Raw genomic sequence first — 19,195 nt, forward strand, 5'->3', positions numbered from 1 at the left:
GGCTGTCGCAGAAACCCCCGCACGGAACCGCTCAGCCGTGCGGCCAGTCCGCCACCGCCTGCGCAATGGCCCGCCGCTTGGCTGCCGAGACCCGTTCCACCAGGTCGATGACCGGTTCCGGGGTGGCCCGGGAGGAGGTGCGGGGCAGCCGCCAGGTGCCCACCACCACGCCGTCGTCGAGGACAGCGGGACGGAAGACGCCGTTGCCGCCCGGGACAATAGCGGCCAGCATCGCCGGGCCGGCAACCAGGGAGCGGTCCGCGTACCCGAGGATCCACTCATCAAACGCCGGCACCAGTGACACTCCGGAAGGCTCCGGAATCTCCGGCTCACCGATGATCCACGCCGGCCGACCGTCCACTTCCACCTGGACCAGGTCCTCAATGCCGGCTGCCGCCTTCCGCACCATGGTTTTGGGCAGCTTGGTCCACCACGCCGGATCGTTCTCCGTGACCGGGCCCCGGGCGAGCACGAAGCCGCGGATCACCGCGGACAAGTCGGCATCGTTGGCAGAATCCGGGTCGGCAGCGGCCGGTGCCGTAAGGGTGAGGAGCTGCTCCGAACTGCCCGGAGAAAACCGTCCCCAGTGCGCCAACCCCTCCACGGAAAGGTGCATAAGCAGGTGATAGCCCCGGCCCTCGGAGGTGGGGATTCCCGCCGCTTCCCAGAGCTCCAAAACTTCCGAGCGCCGCAGGGGACGCCCGCCCAGAGCCTCCTGCAGGATGTCCCGGCCCCGCGCCAGAACCGATTCATCGAGGCCCAGCTCGGACCGCCGCCGCGCCGCCATGTTGCGGATCCGCTCCGCCGTAAAAGACAACAGTGTCGCCAGATGTTCCGGGGTGGTGGCGAACAGGGTGCCGCGCATGGGCCAGCCGCGCACCAGTTCGCCCCGGTCAAAGGCGTCCCGGACATCCTGGACGGTGGTTCCCGGGCGGGAGCGGACGGCAATGGCACGCAGAACGGCCGGCAGGTCCTGCCCCTGCAGCGCCACCGCGCGGCGCACGACGTCGGCCGGGGAAAGGTCCGAACCGTCCAGCAGTTGCGATTGCCGCCGCATCCGCCGCGCATCCTGTCCTGAAAGTTTCCTGGCCACGAGGCAAAGCTATGCGCCCCGGCAGTGCCGGGCAAGGTTCCGGGAATTAACGCCGGAGCGGCCGGCGCCTGGTCTTACTGCTCGGATTCCCTTGCCCGGTAAAGCTGCATCTGCCGGTAGCGGCGGCCCAGGGATTCCCGGCGGGGTTTGGCCGGGGCGTCCTCCGGCTCCGCCGTGAGGTCAATGTGCTTCCTGCCAAAGCGCCAGAGCAGCAGGTCATCCAGCAGCCGGTCCGGGCCGGGGGAGTACCGGTGGTCCAGGGCGGCCCGGACCTTGGTGATGGCGTCCGCCTGCAGCAGATCGGCCAGGTCCATGGTGGTCTTCATCCCGTGCGCAGCCAGCATTTCCGCGGCCCAGCCCCAATCATCTCCGGACTTCCGGTTAACGTGCGGCAACAGGGTCATCCACACATCCCGGATCCGGTTCGGGGTCAGCGGTGCGCTGCCCTGGCCCTCCTCGTCCCAGTACCCGGTGACGGTTTCATAGCGTTCGTGCAGCTCGGCGAAGGCGGTCTCCACCGTCTCCAGCATGGCGGCCGTGGCCGTGAACTGGCGGTCGAAATAGGGGTTCCAGGCCCGCGGATCACCGGCCTTGAAGCGGATGTCGTGCTCGATTTCAGACCAGGCGTGGGCCAGCACGGTGCGGATCTGCACCTCGAACAGGTAACTGCCGTTGGGACGCTGATCCGGTTCCAGCAGCTTATGGAACTGCCGCACGGTCTCATTCTGGATGGTCCGCAGGATCAGGTGCCGGCTGGAGTAGCCGTAGGTACCGGATTCGATGGAGCCGATATCCTTCTCACGGTCGCCGCGGCAGTCGAACTCCGCCCGCTGGCGCTTGATCAGGTTGGCCGCTTGATCCACCTCGTGCGGCAGCGTCATGATGATCCGCAGGCCCACCAGATCAATCAGGTTCCGCAGCGGATCCGGGAACAGCAGGGTGGGAAGTTCCCCGGGGTGTTCCGGCGGCAGCATCCGGGAGGCCTTGTCCCGGAAGGATTCCACCGTCTTGGTGCGCGAGGCAACAAACAGCGGCTTCACCGGGCTGTCGGCAAAAACGGCGCGCAGGTTCGCTTCCATTTCTGCGGTGACCGCTTCCAGTCCCGGCCGGACCCGGGCATATTCATCGGTGCTGGCCTGGACTGTGGGCCGCAGCCGCTCATCCAGTGTGTCCCACGCGCTCAAAGCTGTATTCCTTTCCCCTGCCTGTCGCCCCCTACGGCACAGTGTTTTTTCTACACGGCGATAGGCTCCCTATCAGATTAAGCCCGCGAGCAGGAAGGATCCTCATGCCGGTGACAGCCTTGCATGTTTCCTACGGTCCGGACCCGGACCAGTACGCCGAGCTCACGCTCCCCGGCTCCGCGGCACGCGCCGTGGTGGTCATCATCCACGGCGGCTACTGGCGTGCGGCCTACGACGCCGAGCTGGGCCGGCCGCTGGCGGCAGACCTGGCCGCGCGCGGGTTTGCGGCCTGGAACCTTGAGTACCGGCGGGCCGGCAAAGGCGGGGGCTGGCCGGAAACGTTCGAGGATGTCTGCGCAGGGATCGACGCACTGGCGCCGGCTGCCCGGGAGTACGACGTCGATCTCTCCCGGGTGGTCCTCCTGGGCCACTCCGCCGGGGGCCACCTGGCCGTGCTCGCTGCCGCCCGCACCGACCCGCACGTCCTACCGGCCGGCGTCGTCAGCTCCTCCGGTGTCCTTAACCTGGCCGAGGCCCATGAGCTGGGCCTGAGCGACGGGGCGGTGCGGAACTTCCTCGGCTGCACACCGGAAGAGGATCCCCGGCGTTACCGGGATGCCGACCCCATGCATGCCCTGCCGCTGCAGGTTCCGGTCTGGGCGCTGCACGGCGAGGAAGACAGCACTGTGCCGCTGAGCTCCTCCAGCAGCTGGGTGGATGCCGCCCGGGCCAGCGGAACCCGGGCACAGCTGCGCATGATCCCGGGGGACCATTTCGCAATGATTACCCCCGGCACCAAGGCATGGGACGCCGTCGTCGACGTGGTCTGCGAGGCCGCCGGAATCCCTGCCGTTTAAGGAAACAAAAAGAGTGCTCTGTTAGGTTGGCGGTGTGCTTACAGTTATTGGCGAAGCCCTTGTGGATGAAGTAGTCAGCGACACGGCGCCGCGGCGGTCGCACCCCGGCGGCAGTCCGCTGAATGTGGCGGTGGGCGTGGCACGGATGGGCCGGCCGGTGCAGTTTGTGGGCCGCTTCGGCTCGGACACCTACGGCGCGATGATCGCCGAGCACCTCCGCAGCAATTCGGTGCTGACCGCCTTCGAAGCCGATGAGCTGCCTACCAGTGTGGCCACGGCCGTGCTGGATCCGGCCGGCGGCGCCCGCTACACCTTCGACCTGGAATGGACGCTGCCCGGCCTGGACCTTCCGGCACTGCTGGACGGCACCACCATGCTGCATACCGGCTCCATCGCATCCATGCTCTCGCCGGGTGCCGGACACGTGCTGCACGCCGTGGAACGGGCACGGCCCGGATGCACCATCACCTATGACCCGAACTGCCGCCCGACAATCATCACCGACGTCTCCTATGCCCGGGAACAGGCCGAAAAATTCGTGGCACTGGCCGACGTCGTCAAGGCCTCCGACGAGGACCTGCGATGGCTTTACCCCGACGAACCGGTGGAGGAATCCGCGCGGCGCTGGCTCGCGGCCGGCCCCTCCATAGTCGTGGTCACGCGGGGCTCGAAGGGGCCGTGGGCCGTGGCCGCGGCCGGTGAATGCGAAGTGGCCGCACCGGCCGTCACCGTCGTGGACACCGTGGGTGCGGGGGATTCCTTTATGTCCGCCCTGCTGGTGGGGCTGATGGACCGGGAGCTCGACGGCGGTGCCCGCCGCAGCGACCTTGCCCGGGTCAGCGTGGAGGAACTCCGGGAGCTGATCTCCTTCGCCGCCCGCGCTGCCGCCGTCACCGTGTCCCGTGCCGGGGCCAACCCGCCGTACCGCCGCGAAGTCCTCTGACTCCGGCGCCGCAACCCTAGCTGCGTATGCCCGCAGTGCCGTAATACCCATGATCTGAGAGGAAAAACAGTGGAAAGCCGAGACCCGTACGAGGCCCTCCCGCAGGTGCCCGAGTTCACCGTCGAGAGTGAGGAATTCGCGAACGGAGCCACGTTCGCACCGGCCCAGTACAGCGCCAAGATGGGGGTAGCCGACGGCAGCGATGCCTCGCCGCAGCTTTCCTGGGCCGGGTTCCCGGAGCAGACCCGCAGCTTCGCCGTCACCATGTACGATCCGGACGCCCCCACCGCCAGCGGCTACTGGCACTGGGCCGCCTTTAATATTCCGGCGTCGGTCACCGGACTCGCCGCGGATGCAGCCAACACGGGACAGATGCCCGCCGGCAGCGTGCAGCTGGCCAACGACGCCGGATTTGCCGGCTTTGTGGGCGCGGCCCCGCCCGCCGGACACGGACGGCACCGCTACTTCGTGGTGGTCCACGCCGTGGATACGGAGAATCTGGACGTCCCGCCGGACGCCACCCCGGCTGCCCTGGGCTTCGCCCTCTTCACCCACACCCTGGCGCGGGCCACGATGATCGGCACCGCGGAAATCCCCGGGGACTAGGTTCCGTGCAGGCCGCGCACCCTGCGGCCTGCACCGTGTCGATTCAGCGCTGATCCCGGAAGTAAGCTGGATGCCATGCAGGGACAGCGGGGGCCGGTACGGCTGATAGCAAGTGACATGGACGGCACCATCGTGGGTGCGGACAACAGCATCAGCGACCGGACCGTCAGGGCCTTCCGGGCCTGCATGGCAGCGGGCATCGACGTCGTCTTCGTGACGGGACGCCCGCCCCGCTGGCTGGATCCGCTCCGCGAGCGGATCGGGCACGAGGGTACCGTGATCTGCTCCAACGGGGCCATCACCTATGACCTGGCAGCCGAGCAGGTCCTCTCCACCCGGCTGCTCCCGCTTGAACAGATGTTCGCTGCCGCGGAAGTCATCAGGGACCTTTTCCCGCGGGCACGTTTCGCGGCGGAAACGGTGGACGGGCTCCATCTGGAGGACGGCTTTGTCGATACCGGATCCCTCGAACTCCTCGGCGGCATCATTCCCGGACCGCTGCACGAATCCCTCGCGGGCTCACCGGGTGTGGCGAAATTCCTCGCCCGGGGAGGCGACATCTCCCCGGATGAGTTCCTGCGCCGGGTAGCGCCGGCCGTGTCGAAGCTGGTGGAGACCACGCACTCGGCACCGCGGATGCCGTTGCTGGAAATGTCCCTGCCGGGCCTGAACAAGGCCGCGACGCTGGCCGCCTATGCCAAGGGGAAGGGTATTGACGCGGCAGAGACCATAGCTTTCGGCGACATGCCCAATGACATTTCCATGCTGGGATGGGCTGGCCGGGGCTACGCGATGGCCTCCGGACACCCTGCCGCCCGCGAGGCGGCGGCCTACACCGCGCCCGGCTTTACGGACGACGGCGTGGCAGTGATCCTTGAGCAGCTGCTCGATGTTCGGGAAGCCGCCTCAGGAGCTGGTGCGCGGTAATCACCACCGCCAGCCAGGCGGCTCCGAGCGTCCAGGCCACCAGGACGTCCGTCAGCCAGTGATGGCCGAGGTAGACCCGGCTCATGCCCACCGCGAACGTAAAGGCCGCTGCCGCCAGGACAACAGCTGCTTTCGCCCGGCGATTATGCACGTGCAGGATCACCAGATAGGCCAGGATCCCCGCGATAACAATCGAGTTCAGGGTGTGTCCGCTCGGGAACGAGGCGGAGGATTCATACGGGGGCACGGCGTCGGCCAGGGCCGGCCGGGTCCGCCCGATGAGTGCCTTTCCGGTCACCGTCATCAGCAGGGAACCGCCGGCTGCAGCGGCCGTGAGGATCAGCGGGGTCCAGGAACGCCAGCGCAGGCACATCAGCAGCACCACGAGTCCGGCAATGATCGGCATGCCGACAGTGCCTGCCAGGTTGGTGAAGCCGGTGACGGCTGCATCGAGTTCCGGGTTGCGCAGCTGCAGCGCCTGATCCAGGGCCGGCCGGTCCAGCCCGGCGATGCCGTCGGCATCCGTGACCGAGTCATAGACCTCTGCGGACACCAGGGTGAGGGCCAGTGCTGGAACCAGGCCGGCAGCCAGAATGACCAGCAGGGTCACGTGCGGCGAGGTTGCACGGGTGATCGCATGCAGCAGGCGGCGCAGCGGATTTTCGGCGGGGGCGGGGCGCTGCACGGGGTCCGGGGTCATGGATCAAGTATGCCAAGCCGGCCGGACAGCCAGTCCAGGTTGTTCTCCAGCCCGGCCCGCCAGACCTGCCAGGAATGGCCGCCCGGAAGTTCCTGGAGCTGTACGTCCGCACCGGCGGCCCGGGCCGCCTCGTACACCTGCCGCCCTTCCGGCGCGTAGACCCTGTCTTCGCGTCCGACGACGACGACGCCGGCGAGTTCCGGGAAGGGCATCCGGCGGAACCGGTCCACGGCGTTCTGTTCTGCAAAGGCCTGCTCGTCTCCGCCGAAGTAGGTGTCCAGCAGCGCCTGGTGGCCCTCGGCGTCGGTGGGCTCGTTTTCCCCGGCGATGTCGAGGAACGTCGGGTAGACGTCGGGATGGTTGGCGGCCAGCTGCACCGCGCACGTGCCGCCGAAGGAATACCCGGCGACGGCCCACTGGCGGGCGCCGGCCGTCCCTGCCCCCAGCTGCTGCTGGACCCAGGCGGGAAGGTCCCGGGCCAGGTAGGTGGCCGAGTCGCTGACCGAGGTGTCCAGGCACAGCGGCCAGTCGGGGTTGGAGTCGTTGCTGGCGTCCGGCATCACCACAACCGGCGCCAGGCCGGCATGGCGGGAGGCAAAGCCGTCCATCATTTCGGCTATCCGGCCGCTGACCAGCCAGTCATTCGGCGAACCGGGCTGGCCGTGGATCAGGACCAGCACGGGCAGGCTGACGGCGCCGGGATCGGCGAGGTACGCCGGCGGGAGGTAGATCAGAGCAGGGTGGGAGGCATAGCCGGAGGCTCCCGCAGGGATCTCCGCGCGGTACACCTGTCCTTCCCCGGGCATGTCCGGCGGCGGGGACCAGTCCTGTTCGGAGGCAGCGGGCCGGTCCATGCCGGCGGCGGCGGGCCGGGGCAGCGGATCATCAGTCGCTGACGGAGGATCCAGCAGGGACCGCACCGTAGGGTATTGGGCGTAGGCAAGGTTCACCGTGCAGGCCAGCGCTCCCAGCAGGGCCAGTGCGGCCAGGACCCCGGCGGTCCGGCGGAGGGCCGGGGTCCCCGGGGCCGCCACCTGCCGAAAGGCCAGCTGGAAGCCCAGGACCGCCAGGGCGCTGTAGGCGTAAAGCGTCCGCGGCAGGGAAGTATTCCACCAATGGAATATATGTTCGGCGAGCACGTAGAGCAGCGCCGTGCTGCCCGCGGCCACCACGGCGAAGACCAGGATGGTGCGCAGTCCCAGCTTCCTTCCGGCTATTCCGAGCCACAGCAGGGCGACGACGCCCAGGGCCAGGAAAAGGGTCGGGAGGAACCCGTCAACCAGTGACAGGGACAGCACGGCCTGCGGCGGCCTCATCCGGTGCGGTCCACGATCCGGCGGGCCAGCGACAATCCCTGGCTGAACGACAAATCGGGGACATATGCCCGGGTCAGGGCGTTGGCGATGGCCGGCAGGGACGCCGGATCCAGATAGGTCATGAACAGCGGCACGTATTCCGGGCCGAACTTGGCTTTGAAGGCCAGCAGGGACCGGAATCCGTACACGGGTTCCAGCGTGGCCCCCAACCGGTCCAGCAGCCGTTCCATGACGGGCGGCCCTTCCTCCGCGCCGTCGTCGTTACCGGGTGCACGGGCAAGCGGCGCTCCGGACAGGCTGAGGAAGGAAAAGCCTTCGTCCTGGAGGGACAGGGCAGCGGAGGCGATGAGGAAGTCCATCCCCAGCCGGAAGCCGCTGCTGCGCCGGCGCATAAAATCCAGGGTCCAGCCCGCAACGGATCCGTCGCGGTACACCGGGAGCCAGGACGTCACTGCATGCACGGTGCCGTCTGAGTCGACGGCCAGCAGGCACCGCACCTCCGGATCGTCCACTTCTTCCAGCCCGCCCAGCGTGAACCCCATTTCTGGCATCTTCTTATCCGCCACCCACTCCTCCGAAATGGCGTAGACCTGGTCCTTCACCGCCAGCGGTGCACTGGGATACCTCACCCACTGCGCGCGGATGCCGTGCTTGCGCGCCTGGTTCATGGCCGTGCGGATGTCCTGGAACCGCTTTCCTTTAAAGACCAGCGACCCCAGCGGGAGCACGGTCTCCTCCGCGACCTGGAGCGAGAAAAACCCCAGCCGTTCGCTGGCCTCGCGTACCTGTGGTCCCACCGAATAGAAGCAGGCCGTGGTGCCGTTGGCGGCGCAGAACGCCGCAAAGCCTTCCACGGAGCTGCGCAGCTCATCCCGGGGGCCCACCGGCTCCCCGACGGTGAGGGCCACGCCGAGGTCCAGCCGGTAGGCAACGTAGGAATTCCCGCCGGGGGAGAACCAGTAGTGATTACCCTGCCAGAGGGTCATCCACGCGAGCGTGCTGCCGCCGTGGGTTCGAAGCAGCGAGCGGGCGCGGTCCGCGTCCCTGGCGGCCGGGCTGTCGGGCGGCGCCAGGAAAGAGCGCAGCAGCTGAGTGCACGTGACAACCCAGAAAAGCACCCCCACCCCCTCGTAGAGCAGGACCGCGGGCAGGTTCTCGGGAACGATTCCGGGTGCGCGGGTGGTCACCTCCAGAACGGGAAGGAACCGTCCGGGCAGATCCGCCGTGAGCAGGGCCGGTGTCGCCGCGGGGGAGAAACCGTTGCGGTTCAGCAGGCCCGTCCCCAGATAGAGTGCGGCGAGCAGAACGGCCAGCAGGGCCACGGTGCCTGCGAGTCGGCGGTAGGTGCCGGCGGGGGCTGCGACCGGAAAGAGCCTGCGGGTGAAGGCAAGCAGCACCAACACGGCCAGCGGAACCGCCATGGGCACCACCAGTGCAATAAAACTTCCGGTGCCCGGGGACAGTGTGCCTTGTCCTGCCAGCAACCGGCCGATCCGTACTGCGGCCAGAACGGTCATGGCTCCCTGCAGCAGCAAGGCGGCCAGCCAGGCAAAGTGCCTCCCCCGGCGCAGACCGTCGGAAAACACGGCCAGCAGCACCAGCGGCAGCGTGGCCAGGAAAAACGCCGCAGGTCCGGCGCGCAGCTGAAGACGTGCAGCGGCGCAGCGTGCGGAGTCCGATTCGACGCCGCACAGCTGCGCCAGTTCTGCGGGAGTGCGCACCTCCACATCCGTGAACAGGTACCGCAGCACCGCCAGCGGGCCCACGGGCTGGGTGCTGAGGGCACTGATCACCGGCCCGGCGGCGGAGGCCAGCACTAGCAGTGCCACCAGGACCCGGGCTTCGCGCCTGCTGGTGACCAGCCGGCGCGGAAGAGCAGGCCGCCGGCCGGCCAGATAGGGTCCCGCCGCCGCGCCGGTAACGGCCGCGCCGAGGACCGTGAGGCTGGAAAAGCTTCCACCGTAAAGCGCCAGCAGGACCAGCAGAGTGAAGAGAGCAACCCGCAGGCGGCGGCGCCACAGGGTCCCGAGTTGCGCGCTTGCGGCGGCAAGGGCGGCGGCCAGGAACGCCGTCGGGCCCACATAGGACTCGGAGACGAGGGCGCGGGACCAGTCACCGATTGAGGCACTGGTCAGATAGGCGAACCCCGTGGTCAGCAGCAGACCCGCAACCTGCCCGCCCAGACCAGCGAGCAGGAACTTCCCGGTTCCCAGCAGCCGCTCACAGGGGAGGCCTGCCAGCAGCGCGAGCAGGGTCCCGCCCAGATAGCCGGCCGGGCTGCCGGCCCAGAAACCGCACAGAACCAGCGCTGCCGGATGCTCAGCCACGGTGCCCACGGAGACGGTCACCTCTGCCAGCAGCGGCCCCTCGGGCCCTTGTCCAACCGAGTCGGTGAATGCGCCCAGGATCCAGAACAGTGCAATAAAACCAAGGGTGGCCGGAGCTACGCGGGCGCTTCCGCGCAGCCGCTGCAGCGGCCGGTTCAGCAAAGCCCGGAAACGGGGCAGGGCGGCGAGCATGTCAGGCACGGTACTGACCTCCACGAGCTAAACCGGCTGGAGCTGCTGCCGGTCGCGGTCCTGCCAGTCTAGGCTCGGGCCCCCTCGCCAAGGACCGCCTTTGGATCAGGCCGGTCCTTGGTAGGGTACAAATGTGCTGGCAACCTATCCATACTTCCGTGCCCCTCGGGACACCGGGAACACCCGTCCGGCATCGTCGCCGGCGCCCATCGCCCTGGCTCACCGGGGCTTTTCCCCCGATGGCTGCGAAAACACGCTCCCGGCCTTCCGGGCCGCGGCGGAGCTGGGGATCAGCTACCTGGAAACAGACGTGCGTACCAGCCGCGACGGCATCCTGATGGCCTTTCACGACGAAACCGTTGACCGGCTGTCCGGCGGGGTGGTGGGGAAAATCAGCCAGCTCACCCGGAAGGAACTTCGAGAGGTGCTGATAGGCGGGGCGGAACAGATCCCCACCTTCGAAGAGCTCCTGACCGAATGGCCGCAGATGCGGTTGAACGTTGATGTCAAGGATGCAGCAGGGGCGGCACTGCTGGCGGCACTGATAGAAAAGCACTCCGCCCATGACCGGGTCCTCGTCGCGTCCTTCTCGGACGTCCGCCGTCTGGGCACCCTGCGCCGCCTCACCCGGCCGGCTGCAAGCTCCGCCGGCAGTGCCCTGACAGCGGCACTGCGCCTGCTCGCTCCGCTGGGGGCGGCCGGTCTTCTCGCCCGGCTGGGCCGGTTCCAGTGCGTCCAGGTTCCGCTGCGGTTCGGTCCCGTACCCGTGGTGACGCCGGGGTTTGTCCGCAGCTGCCACCGCGCCGGAATCCAGGTCCACGTCTGGACCGTGAACGACGCGCCGACCATGAACCGGCTGCTGGACCTGGGCGTGGACGGCATTGTTTCTGACCGTTCGGACATCCTGGTGGACGTCCTCAAAGACCGCGGACAGTGGACGTAACACCTGATTAATGCCCCTTGTCCGTTCCGGCTGGCAGGATGAAGGCATGCGCGTAGTTATTGCTCCGGACAAGTTCAAGGGAACCCTCAGTTCTGTGGAAGCCGCAGCGGCCATGGGTGAAGGGGTGCTGGCGGTCTATCCGGACGCCGTGGTCACCGCGGTTCCAGTGGCCGACGGCGGCGAGGGCACCCTGGACGCCGCACTGACCGCCGGGGCGCAGCCCCGCACCGCCCGCGTTCGGGGGCCGCTGGGCCGCGACGTCACCGCGGTGTGGGCCCTCGAAGGACATACCGCCCTGATTGAAACGGCGCGGGCCAGCGGGCTGGCCCTGCTGGAGCCCACCCCCGGGACGGCGTTGGACGCCACCAGTTACGGCAGCGGCCAGTTGATCGGCGAGGCGCTCGACGCCGGTGCGCGCACCATCATCCTTGGCATCGGCGGGTCGGCCATGACGGACGGCGGCTCCGGAGCGCTGGCCGCCCTGGGTTTGAAGATCCTGGACCGCGACGGTGTGCCCGTTCCTCCCGGAGGGGCGGGCCTGATGCACGCAGCCTCGCTGGACGCCGCCGGCCTGGACCCGCGGCTGGCGGAGGTGGATCTGCGGATCGCCGCCGACGTAACCAATCCGCTGCTCGGTCGTGTTGGTACGGTGGCGGTCTTCAGCGGCCAGAAAGGTGCCGGTCCCGCGGAAATGCCGGTCCTCGAAGCGGCGCTGACCAACTGGGCAGAGCTCCTGAAGTCCACGACCGGCGTCGACGTCGATGTCCCCGGCGCCGGTGCCGCGGGCGGCTTCCCGTCCGGGTTCCTGGCCTTCACCGGGGCGTCGCTGAACCCGGGGTTTGAACTGCTCAGTGCCTTTACCGGACTGGACGCCGCGCTCACCCGCTGCGACCTGGTGCTTACCGGTGAAGGCTCCCTGGACGAGCAGTCGCGCTACGGCAAGGCTCCGCTGGCGGTTGCAGCCCGCGCCCGGGACGCCGGAATTCCCGTGGTGGCCGTGGCCGGCCGGATCACCCTGACTCCGGACCAGTTGGAGGAGTACGGAATTGTCGCGGCGGTCAGCCTGCTGGACGTGGTGCAGCGGCCGCAGGATGCAATGGAGCAGGCAGCGAAGTATGTTGCGCAGGCCACCCGCCAGGTCCTGGAAGGGGCTTAACCCTCGGCTACCCGAGCCGGCTTGGTTTGGCTCCGGTGTCCTCGTGCGGCTGGTCCGGATCAGTGCCCCGCCAGCGGGCGATCGCCTGCATGCCGTGATAGGCAATCAGGGTGGCCCCGGTGCCCAGGGCAATGCCGCCGAACTCCAGCCCCGCCGCGATCCAGGTGAAGTTCGCGATGGCAATGATCAGGCCCAGCCCGGCGGTGGACAGGTTGATGGGGTTGGAGAAATTCACCCGGTTGTCCACCCAGATGCGCACGCCCAGGATGCCGATCATGCCGTAGAGAACGACGCCGGCACCGCCCAGTACCCCGCCGGGCACCGTGGCAATCATCGCGCCGAACTTCGGGAACAGGCTCAGCAGGATGGCGACAATGCCGGCCACCCAGTAGGCCGCCGTGGAGTACACGCGGGAGGCCGCCATGACGCCGATGTTTTCCGCGTAGGTGGTGGTGGCAGAGCCGCCGCCGGAGCCGGCCAGCATGGTGGCCACGCCGTCGGCCATCAGCGCCCGCCCGGCGTACGGATCCAGGTCGCGGCCGGTCATGGCCGCCACGGATTTCACATGCCCGATGTTTTCGGCCACCAGCACCAGGACCACCGGAACAAACAGTCCGATCACCGAGAAGTGGAAGGTGGGGGACAGGAATTCCGGGAGCCCGATCCAGGCAGCGTCGCCGATGGCCTGGAAATCCACCTCGCCCTGCAGCATCGCCGTGATGTATCCGGCCACCACACCGACCAGGATCGACAACCGGCCAAGGAATCCCTTGAACAGGACGGTGCTCAACAGGATCACCACGACGGTGACGGTGGCGGTGAGCGGGCCCTGCTCGAAATTGTCCTTTGCCGAGCCGGCCAGGTTAAGCCCGATCAGGGCAACGATGGTGCCGGTGACAACCGGCGGCATCAGGACCTGGATCCAGCGGGTGCCGGCCAGCTGTGCTGCGAGTCCGACCAGGAACAGGACAAAACCGGCCATGATGATGCCGCCCAGCGCACCGCCCGGGCCGTGCTGATTGGTGGCCGCGCCGATCGGTGCAATGAACGCAAAGCTCGAGCCCAGATAGCTCGGCACCCGGCCGGCGGTGATGATCAGGAACAGGATGGTGCCGATGCCGGAGAACAGCAGGGTGGTGGCCGGCGGAAAACCGGTCAGGAGCGGCACGAGGAAAGTGGCGCCGAACATGGCCACCACGTGCTGGGAGCCGATGCCGATGGTCCGCGGCCAGCTCAGCCTCTCCTCGGGAGCAACATAGGAGCCCGGCCGGATGGTCCTGCCGTCTCCGTGGAGGGTCCAGTCCATACCGAATCTGCTCATGGTGGTGCCTTCCGGAGAAAGGGGCGTTTAGACAAAATTCTAGCCGCCTCGGATATCCGGGATGTTACGTTGCATAAGAAGAGTGCCGGGTGCAGGACAGGACCTTGGCAATCACGTACCGATTGGACGATGGAGCAGCATGAGCATTTCAGTTGCAGGACGCGTAGTTCTGATCACGGGCGCCGCCATGGGCATGGGCCGCCTGTACGCCGAGCGTGCTGTGCGCGAAGGTGCGGCGGCCGTGGTGCTGTGGGACCTCAACGCCGAGGCCCTGGCCGACACGGCTGCGGCGCTGCGGGAACTGGGCGCCGCAGCTGTCCACCCCTACACGGTGGACGTTGCCTCCCTGCCGGAGATCACCGACACCGCCGCGCAGGTCATCCGGGAGGCCGGGGTTCCGGACATCCTGATCAACAACGCCGGAATAGTGCGCGGCAAGTACTTCTGGGAACACACGCCGGCAGCGGACATCGACGCCGTGATGCAGATTAATACGCTCGCACCCATGCAGATAACGCGGGCCTTCCTGCCGGGCATGATCGAGCGCCGCACCCCCGCACGCATCCTCAACGTGGCCTCGGCCTCCGGTACGTTGTCCGTCCCGAAAATGAGTGTCTACACGGCCTCGAAGTGGGCGGTCATCGGCTGGAGCGATTCCCTGCGCCTGGAACTAAACGAGTCCGGCAACGGCCACGTCTGCGTGACCACGCTGATTCCCAGCTACATCAAGACGGGGATGTTCGAGGGTGCCCGAGGGCCGCTGCTGACGCCGCTGATGGAACCGGAATACGTGGTGGACAAGGCCTGGGAGGCCCTGCTGGCGGGGAAGGCACGGCTCCAGCTGCCGTGGACCGTGGCCCTGGGCAGTGCCCTGCGCAACGTACTGCCGCAGCCGGCCTGGGATGTGGTGGCCGGACGCGTCTTTAAGGTCTACCAGTCCATGGACCACTTCACCGGCCGGAAACCCGCCGCTTCCACCGACGAAACCGCACCGAAGGAAACCACCCAGGCATGAGCGAAATAGTCTCAGCATTCCCTGCACTTCCCGGCAATTCCCCGGAACCTTCCCCGGCAGCTGTTCCCGCCGTTCTGGCACAGGTCCGCGAAACCTACGCATCCGGGCGTACCCGGCCCCTCGCGTGGCGGCGGGAGCAGCTCGAGGGGATCATCCGCCTGTTTCACGAGCGGGAACAGGAACTGACGGACGCCCTGGCAACGGACCTGGGCAAAAATCCGCTGGAAAGCTACGTTACCGAGCTTTCGCTGGTGCGGGCCGAAGCCGAACACGCGCTCAAGCATCTGGAAAAGTGGACCCGGAGCCGGCGCGTCCCGGTTCCGCCCGGCTTGCTGCCGGCGTCGGCCCGGACCGAACCGCAGCCGCTGGGCGTGGTGCTCATCATCGGCCCGTGGAACTATCCGGTGCAGCTGGTCCTGGCGCCGCTGGTCGGCGCCCTGGCCGCCGGGAACGCCGCGGTGCTCAAACCCAGCGAACTGGCCCCGGCGACGTCGGCCGTGCTGGCGGACCTGCTGCCGCGCTACGTTGACCCGTCCGCAGTCGCTGTGGTCGAGGGCGGGCAGGAGGCCAGCACTGCCCTGCTGAAGGAACAGTTCGACTCGATCTTCTTCACCGGCGGGGAGCGCGTCGGCCGGATTGTCCTGCAGGCCGCCGCGGAGCACCTCACCCCGGTCACCCTGGAACTGGGCGGCAAATCGCCCGCCGTGGTGCTGGACGGCAACTGGGCCGCCGTCGCCCGCCGGCTGGTTTTCGGGAAGCTGCTCAACGCCGGGCAGACCTGCGTGGCCCCGGACTACGTCCTGGTGACGGAGGAAGCGGCGCCGGCGCTGAAAAAGCACCTGATGCGGGCCGTCACGGAGCAGTTCGGCAAGGATCCGTCCCGGAGCGCGGACCTGGGCCGGATCGTCAACGAACAGCACTGGGAACGGCTGGTGGGCCTGCTGGACAGCGGCACCATCCTGGCCGGCGGGCGCAGCGACCGCGGCAGCCTGTACCTGGAACCGACCATCCTCACCGACGTGGCCCCGGACTCCCCCGTGATGCAGGAGGAGATTTTCGGACCCATCCTGCCGATCATCGAGGTAAAAGATCTGGCGGAGGCCATGAAGTTCATCAATTCCCGTCCCGTGCCGCTGGCCGCCTACCTGTACAGCAATTCCGCGGCGGACCGGAAGGCGTTCGAGGACGGGGTCCGGGCCGGCAGCATCAGCCACAACGCCAGCACCGTGCAGCTGGCCGTGCCCGGCCTGCCGTTCGGCGGTGCAGGTGCCAGCGGCACCGGCGCCTACCACGGGAAATACACCTTCGATACGTTCAGCCAGCTGCGGCCGGTCTTCACCAAGGGCACGCTGCTGGACACCCTCCGGTTCGCGTACCCGCCCTACACCGGACTGAAGAAACGGGTCCTGCGCCGGCTGCTGTGATCCGCTGCGGATAAACGGAAGGGGCGCACCAACCGGTGCACCCCTTCCGTTTTTTTGCGGAACCTAGGAGATCACGCCGTCCACAATGGCCTTGGCTTCGGCCTGGACCTGGTGCAGGTGTTCCTCGCCCTTGAAGGACTCGGCGTAGATCTTGTAGACGTCCTCGGTGCCCGAGGGGCGGGCGGCGAACCAGGCGTTCTCCGTGGTCACCTTCAGCCCGCCGATGGGGGCACCGTTGCCCGGCGCCTCGGTCAGGCGTGCCGTGATCTCCTCGCCGGCCAGGGTGGTGGCAGTGACGTCCGACGGCGAGAGCTTGGCCAGCGCTGCCTTCTGCTCGCGGGTCGCGGGTGCGTCCACGCGTGCATATTCGGGATCGCCGAACTGATTGGTCAGCTCGCGGTACCGCTGGGACGGGGTCTTGCCGGTCACGGCCGTCATTTCGGAGGCCAACAGGGCCAGCAGGAGGCCGTCCTTGTCGGTGCTCCAGGGCCGGCCGTCGAGCCGGAGGAAGGACGCGCCTGCGGATTCCTCGCCGCCGAAAGCGGTTTCGCCCGAGAGCAGGCCAGGTACGAACCACTTGAAGCCCACGGGTACCTCCATGAGGACCCGCCCCAGATCAGCGGTGACCCGGTCGATCATGGAGGAGGAGACGAGGGTCTTGCCCACCATGGCGTCCGCGCTCCACCCGGACCGGTTGCGGTACAGGTAGTCAATGGCGGTGGCCAGGTAATGGTTCGGGTTCATCAGTCCCGCATCCGGGGTGACAATGCCGTGCCGGTCGGCGTCGGCGTCGTTGCCGGTGGCAATGTCATAGTCCCCGGCCCGGGAAATCAGCGATGCCATGGCGTAGGGCGAGGAGCAGTCCATGCGGATCTTCTCGTCCCAGTCCAGGGTCATAAAGGCCCACTGCGGGTCAATATGGGGATTGACCACGGTCAGGTTCAGCTTGTGCCGTTCCGCGATGGCGCCCCAGTAGTCCACGGAGGCACCGCCGAGCGGGTCGGCGCCGATGTGGAGTCCGGCGCTGCGGATGGCGTCCAGGTTCAGCACCGCGGGCAGGTCTTCCACGTAGTGCGCCAGGAAGTCATAGGTGCCCACCGAATCGGCCAGGCGTGCCTCGCCCAGCGGAATGCGCCGGACACCGTCGAGGCCGTTCTCCATCAGCTGGTTGGCGCGGTCGGCAATCCAGTTGGTGATGTCCGATCCGGCGGGTCCGCCCGTGGGCGGGTTGTATTTGAAGCCGCCGTCCGCCGGCGGATTGTGTGAAGGGGTGACCACAATGCCGTCCGCCTGCTCGGTGCGCGTGGAATTGTGCACCAGGATGGCGTGGCTGACGGCGGGGGTGGGGGTGAACCCGTTGCGTGCATCGATCAGCACATTCACGCCGTTGGCGGCCAGGACCTCCAGCGCGGTGTTCTGTGCCGGTTCGGACAGCGCGTGCGTGTCCTTGCCCATGAACAGCGGTCCGGTGATTCCCGCAGACGTCCGGTATTCCACGATGGCCTGGGTGATTGCCGCGATGTGCTGCTCATTGAACGCCCCGTTGAGGGAGGATCCGCGGTGCCCGGAGGTGCCGAACGCAACGCGCTGGGCGACATTGGACGGATCCGGGACGACGTCGTAATAGGCGTCCAAAAGCGCGGTGAGATCTACAAGGTCGGAAGGTTCGGCACGCTGGCCGGCACGATTAGACATACCCCTAAGCATGCCAAAAAAACGGTCCCGGCGGCAGACGCGCGCCTGCCGCCGGTCAGTCCTGCTTTTCCTGAAACTACTCGTTGCCGGTATTCAGGCCCTGCCTCCGCCTACCAAAGCCGGCTGCTGGCCAGCCGGGCACCTTCTCCCAGGGCCGCCAGCTTCGCTGCCGCAATCTGCGGATGCACCCGTCCGCCGAGCCCGCAGTCGGTGGAAGCGATGACGTTTTCGCGGCCCACCAGCCGGGCGAAACGCTCAATCCGGTCCGCCACCAGTTCCGGATGTTCCACCACGTTGGTGGCGTGGGAGACGACGCCGGGAAGAAGGACTTTCCCGTCCGGCAGCTTGGTGTCTTCCCAGACCCGCCATTCGTGCTCGTGCCGCACGTTGCCGGCTTCGAAGCTGTAGGCGCCGGCGTTGATCTGCAGCAGGGTGTCCGCCAGATGGCGGAACTCGATATCCGTGGTGTGCGGTCCGTGCCAGGAGCCCCAGCACAGGTGGAAGCGGATCTGCTCTTCGGGCAGGCCCCGCAGGGCGTAGTTCAGTGCGTCCACGCGGATCTGCGTGAATTTGAGGTAGTCGCTGACGGAAGGTTCGGGATTGATCTGGTCCCAGTTCTCCGCGATGGACGGATCGTCAATCTGGACGATCAGCCCGGCGTCGACAATGGCTTTATATTCCTCCCGCATCGCGTCCGCGCAGGCGTAGATGAACTCCTCCTCCGTGGCGTAGTACTCGTTGGCAATCCGCGAACAGGAACCGGGGGAGAGTGAGGCGAGGAAGCCTTCCGTTCTCCCCGAGCCGGCCAGGCCGGCCTTGAGATTGGCGATATCGCGGGCCACGGCGTCGTACCCGGTGTACTCCACGGGACCCGTGACCTTGGGGAAGACCTTCTGGGCGCCGGTGGTGATGCCGGAGGACGGGTCGGTGTAGGCATCAGCGAAGCGCCGGCGGTCGCGGCGGTCTCCGAAGCTGGTGAGGACCACGTTGCCAGGCTCCGAGCGGTGCGGCTCCATGTTCCAGATTCCGGTCTCGGCAACGCTCAGGCCGCTGAGCCGGGAGAAGGAATAGGACCACCAGGCACCGTAGTCGACGTCGGCGGACATCGCGTGCCCGTATTCGCCGTCGTTGGGGATGTCGATGCCCGCCTGCAGCTGGCGGCGCACCAAATCGGCGACGGCGGCCTGCAGCAGATCCGCGTAGCCCTCGGTATCCGAAGGGTCGGCTTCCCGTGCTGCGTTCGCGGCAAGCAGTTCAGGGGTGCGGGGGAGGGACCCTGCGTGAGTGGCCAGAATACGGTCGGTGCTTTTGCGCATGGCGGCGATCCTTTGGAATCCGTGCTCTTGCCCGCACCGGATGCCCGAAGGGCGGTGCAGGCCGCTTCGTCATCCGAACCACCCGCGAAGCATGGGGTTGGTGCACGGCCAAGTCGGAGCTTGGCGGCCGTGTCTCCTGAAGCTGGGACCATCCTAGCCATGCCGGCGGGGCGCCTCCAA

At 67.6% G+C, this 19,195-nt stretch carries 16 protein-coding genes and 1 riboswitch; of the genes, 8 read left to right on the top strand and 8 right to left on the bottom strand.

Annotation, left to right across the window (positions count from 1 at the left end):
- Nucleotides 1-31: 31 nt before the first annotated feature.
- Together N2K95_RS00280 and N2K95_RS00285 are read right to left on the bottom strand one after the other, a co-directional pair.
- Nucleotides 32-1,057: a winged helix DNA-binding domain-containing protein gene (locus N2K95_RS00280; RefSeq protein WP_260652427.1), complete on the bottom strand. Its 1,026-nt coding sequence runs from the start codon at nt 1,055-1,057 to the stop codon at nt 32-34.
- 110 nt (nt 1,058-1,167) lie between these two features.
- On the bottom strand, nt 1,168-2,277 hold the full coding sequence (locus N2K95_RS00285) for a GTP pyrophosphokinase (RefSeq protein WP_255791362.1): 1,110 nt from the start codon (nt 2,275-2,277) through the stop codon (nt 1,168-1,170).
- Nucleotides 2,278-2,381: 104 nt separating this feature from the next.
- Between N2K95_RS00285 and N2K95_RS00290 the strand changes: the two genes are divergently transcribed.
- The 4 genes from N2K95_RS00290 to N2K95_RS00305 all read left to right on the top strand — a co-directional run bounded on the left by N2K95_RS00290 (nt 2,382) and on the right by N2K95_RS00305 (nt 5,610).
- Nucleotides 2,382-3,134 (top strand): alpha/beta hydrolase family protein, encoded by a 753-nt coding sequence (locus tag N2K95_RS00290; RefSeq protein ID WP_407080102.1) that lies wholly within the window; start codon nt 2,382-2,384, stop codon nt 3,132-3,134.
- Between the two features lie 34 nt (nt 3,135-3,168).
- Nucleotides 3,169-4,077 (top strand): carbohydrate kinase family protein, encoded by a 909-nt coding sequence (locus N2K95_RS00295; RefSeq protein ID WP_260652429.1) that lies wholly within the window; start codon nt 3,169-3,171, stop codon nt 4,075-4,077.
- A 69-nt stretch (nt 4,078-4,146) separates the two neighbouring features.
- A complete protein-coding gene (locus N2K95_RS00300; RefSeq protein WP_260652430.1) occupies nt 4,147-4,683 on the top strand; it encodes a YbhB/YbcL family Raf kinase inhibitor-like protein in 537 nt (178 codons plus the stop codon).
- A 75-nt stretch (nt 4,684-4,758) separates the two neighbouring features.
- Complete coding sequence (locus N2K95_RS00305; RefSeq protein ID WP_260652431.1) at nt 4,759-5,610, top strand: HAD family hydrolase; 852 nt, start codon at nt 4,759-4,761, stop codon at nt 5,608-5,610.
- Here N2K95_RS00305 and N2K95_RS00310 read toward each other — a convergent pair.
- Genes N2K95_RS00310 through N2K95_RS00320 form a run of 3 tightly spaced genes read right to left on the bottom strand, consistent with a single transcriptional unit; the run spans nt 5,531 to nt 10,145 of the window.
- Nucleotides 5,531-6,310, bottom strand: a complete 780-nt coding sequence (locus tag N2K95_RS00310) for a phosphatase PAP2 family protein (protein WP_260652432.1) — start codon at nt 6,308-6,310, stop codon at nt 5,531-5,533. The two genes, N2K95_RS00305 and N2K95_RS00310, sit on opposite strands and share 80 nt — an antisense overlap.
- Nucleotides 6,307-7,626: an alpha/beta hydrolase gene (locus N2K95_RS00315; RefSeq protein WP_260652433.1), complete on the bottom strand. Its 1,320-nt coding sequence runs from the start codon at nt 7,624-7,626 to the stop codon at nt 6,307-6,309. Before N2K95_RS00315 ends, N2K95_RS00310 begins: the two co-directional genes overlap by 4 nt.
- Nucleotides 7,623-10,145, bottom strand: coding sequence for a bifunctional lysylphosphatidylglycerol flippase/synthetase MprF (locus tag N2K95_RS00320; protein ID WP_260653857.1), 2,523 nt, complete (start codon nt 10,143-10,145; stop codon nt 7,623-7,625). Before N2K95_RS00320 ends, N2K95_RS00315 begins: the two co-directional genes overlap by 4 nt.
- A 133-nt stretch (nt 10,146-10,278) precedes the next feature.
- On the opposite strand from N2K95_RS00320, the gene N2K95_RS00325 reads away from it, so the two are divergent.
- Together N2K95_RS00325 and N2K95_RS00330 are read left to right on the top strand one after the other, a co-directional pair.
- Complete coding sequence (locus N2K95_RS00325; RefSeq protein ID WP_313771160.1) at nt 10,279-11,088, top strand: glycerophosphodiester phosphodiesterase family protein; 810 nt, start codon at nt 10,279-10,281, stop codon at nt 11,086-11,088.
- Nucleotides 11,089-11,134: 46 nt separating this feature from the next.
- Nucleotides 11,135-12,244, top strand: coding sequence for a glycerate kinase (locus tag N2K95_RS00330; protein ID WP_260652434.1), 1,110 nt, complete (start codon nt 11,135-11,137; stop codon nt 12,242-12,244).
- 7 nt (nt 12,245-12,251) lie between these two features.
- Here the strand turns inward: N2K95_RS00330 and N2K95_RS00335 are convergent, their stop codons facing one another.
- Complete coding sequence (locus N2K95_RS00335; protein WP_260652435.1) at nt 12,252-13,565, bottom strand: uracil-xanthine permease family protein; 1,314 nt, start codon at nt 13,563-13,565, stop codon at nt 12,252-12,254.
- Nucleotides 13,566-13,704: 139 nt separating this feature from the next.
- On the opposite strand from N2K95_RS00335, the gene N2K95_RS00340 reads away from it, so the two are divergent.
- Entirely contained in the window at nt 13,705-14,580 is an 876-nt protein-coding gene (locus N2K95_RS00340; RefSeq protein WP_260652436.1) for an SDR family NAD(P)-dependent oxidoreductase, read from the top strand.
- Complete coding sequence (locus N2K95_RS00345) at nt 14,577-16,004, top strand: aldehyde dehydrogenase family protein (RefSeq protein ID WP_260652437.1); 1,428 nt, start codon at nt 14,577-14,579, stop codon at nt 16,002-16,004. The genes N2K95_RS00340 and N2K95_RS00345 overlap by 4 nt, the downstream gene beginning before the upstream one ends.
- A 63-nt stretch (nt 16,005-16,067) precedes the next feature.
- On the opposite strand, the gene pgm is transcribed toward N2K95_RS00345, so the two are convergent.
- Together pgm and N2K95_RS00355 are read right to left on the bottom strand one after the other, a co-directional pair.
- On the bottom strand, nt 16,068-17,699 hold the full coding sequence (gene pgm / locus N2K95_RS00350) for a phosphoglucomutase (alpha-D-glucose-1,6-bisphosphate-dependent) (RefSeq protein WP_260652438.1): 1,632 nt from the start codon (nt 17,697-17,699) through the stop codon (nt 16,068-16,070).
- 110 nt (nt 17,700-17,809) lie between these two features.
- The gene (locus N2K95_RS00355) at nt 17,810-19,015 is read right to left on the bottom strand and encodes a cobalamin-independent methionine synthase II family protein (protein WP_260652439.1); all 1,206 of its coding nucleotides are present in this window, start codon (nt 19,013-19,015) and stop codon (nt 17,810-17,812) included.
- 18 nt (nt 19,016-19,033) lie between these two features.
- Nucleotides 19,034-19,157: riboswitch (SAM riboswitch) on the bottom strand.
- Nucleotides 19,158-19,195: the final 38 nt, after the last annotated feature.

Origin of the sequence: Arthrobacter zhaoxinii, assembly GCF_025244925.1 — a bacterium.
Classification (GTDB): domain Bacteria; phylum Actinomycetota; class Actinomycetes; order Actinomycetales; family Micrococcaceae; genus Arthrobacter_B; species Arthrobacter_B zhaoxinii.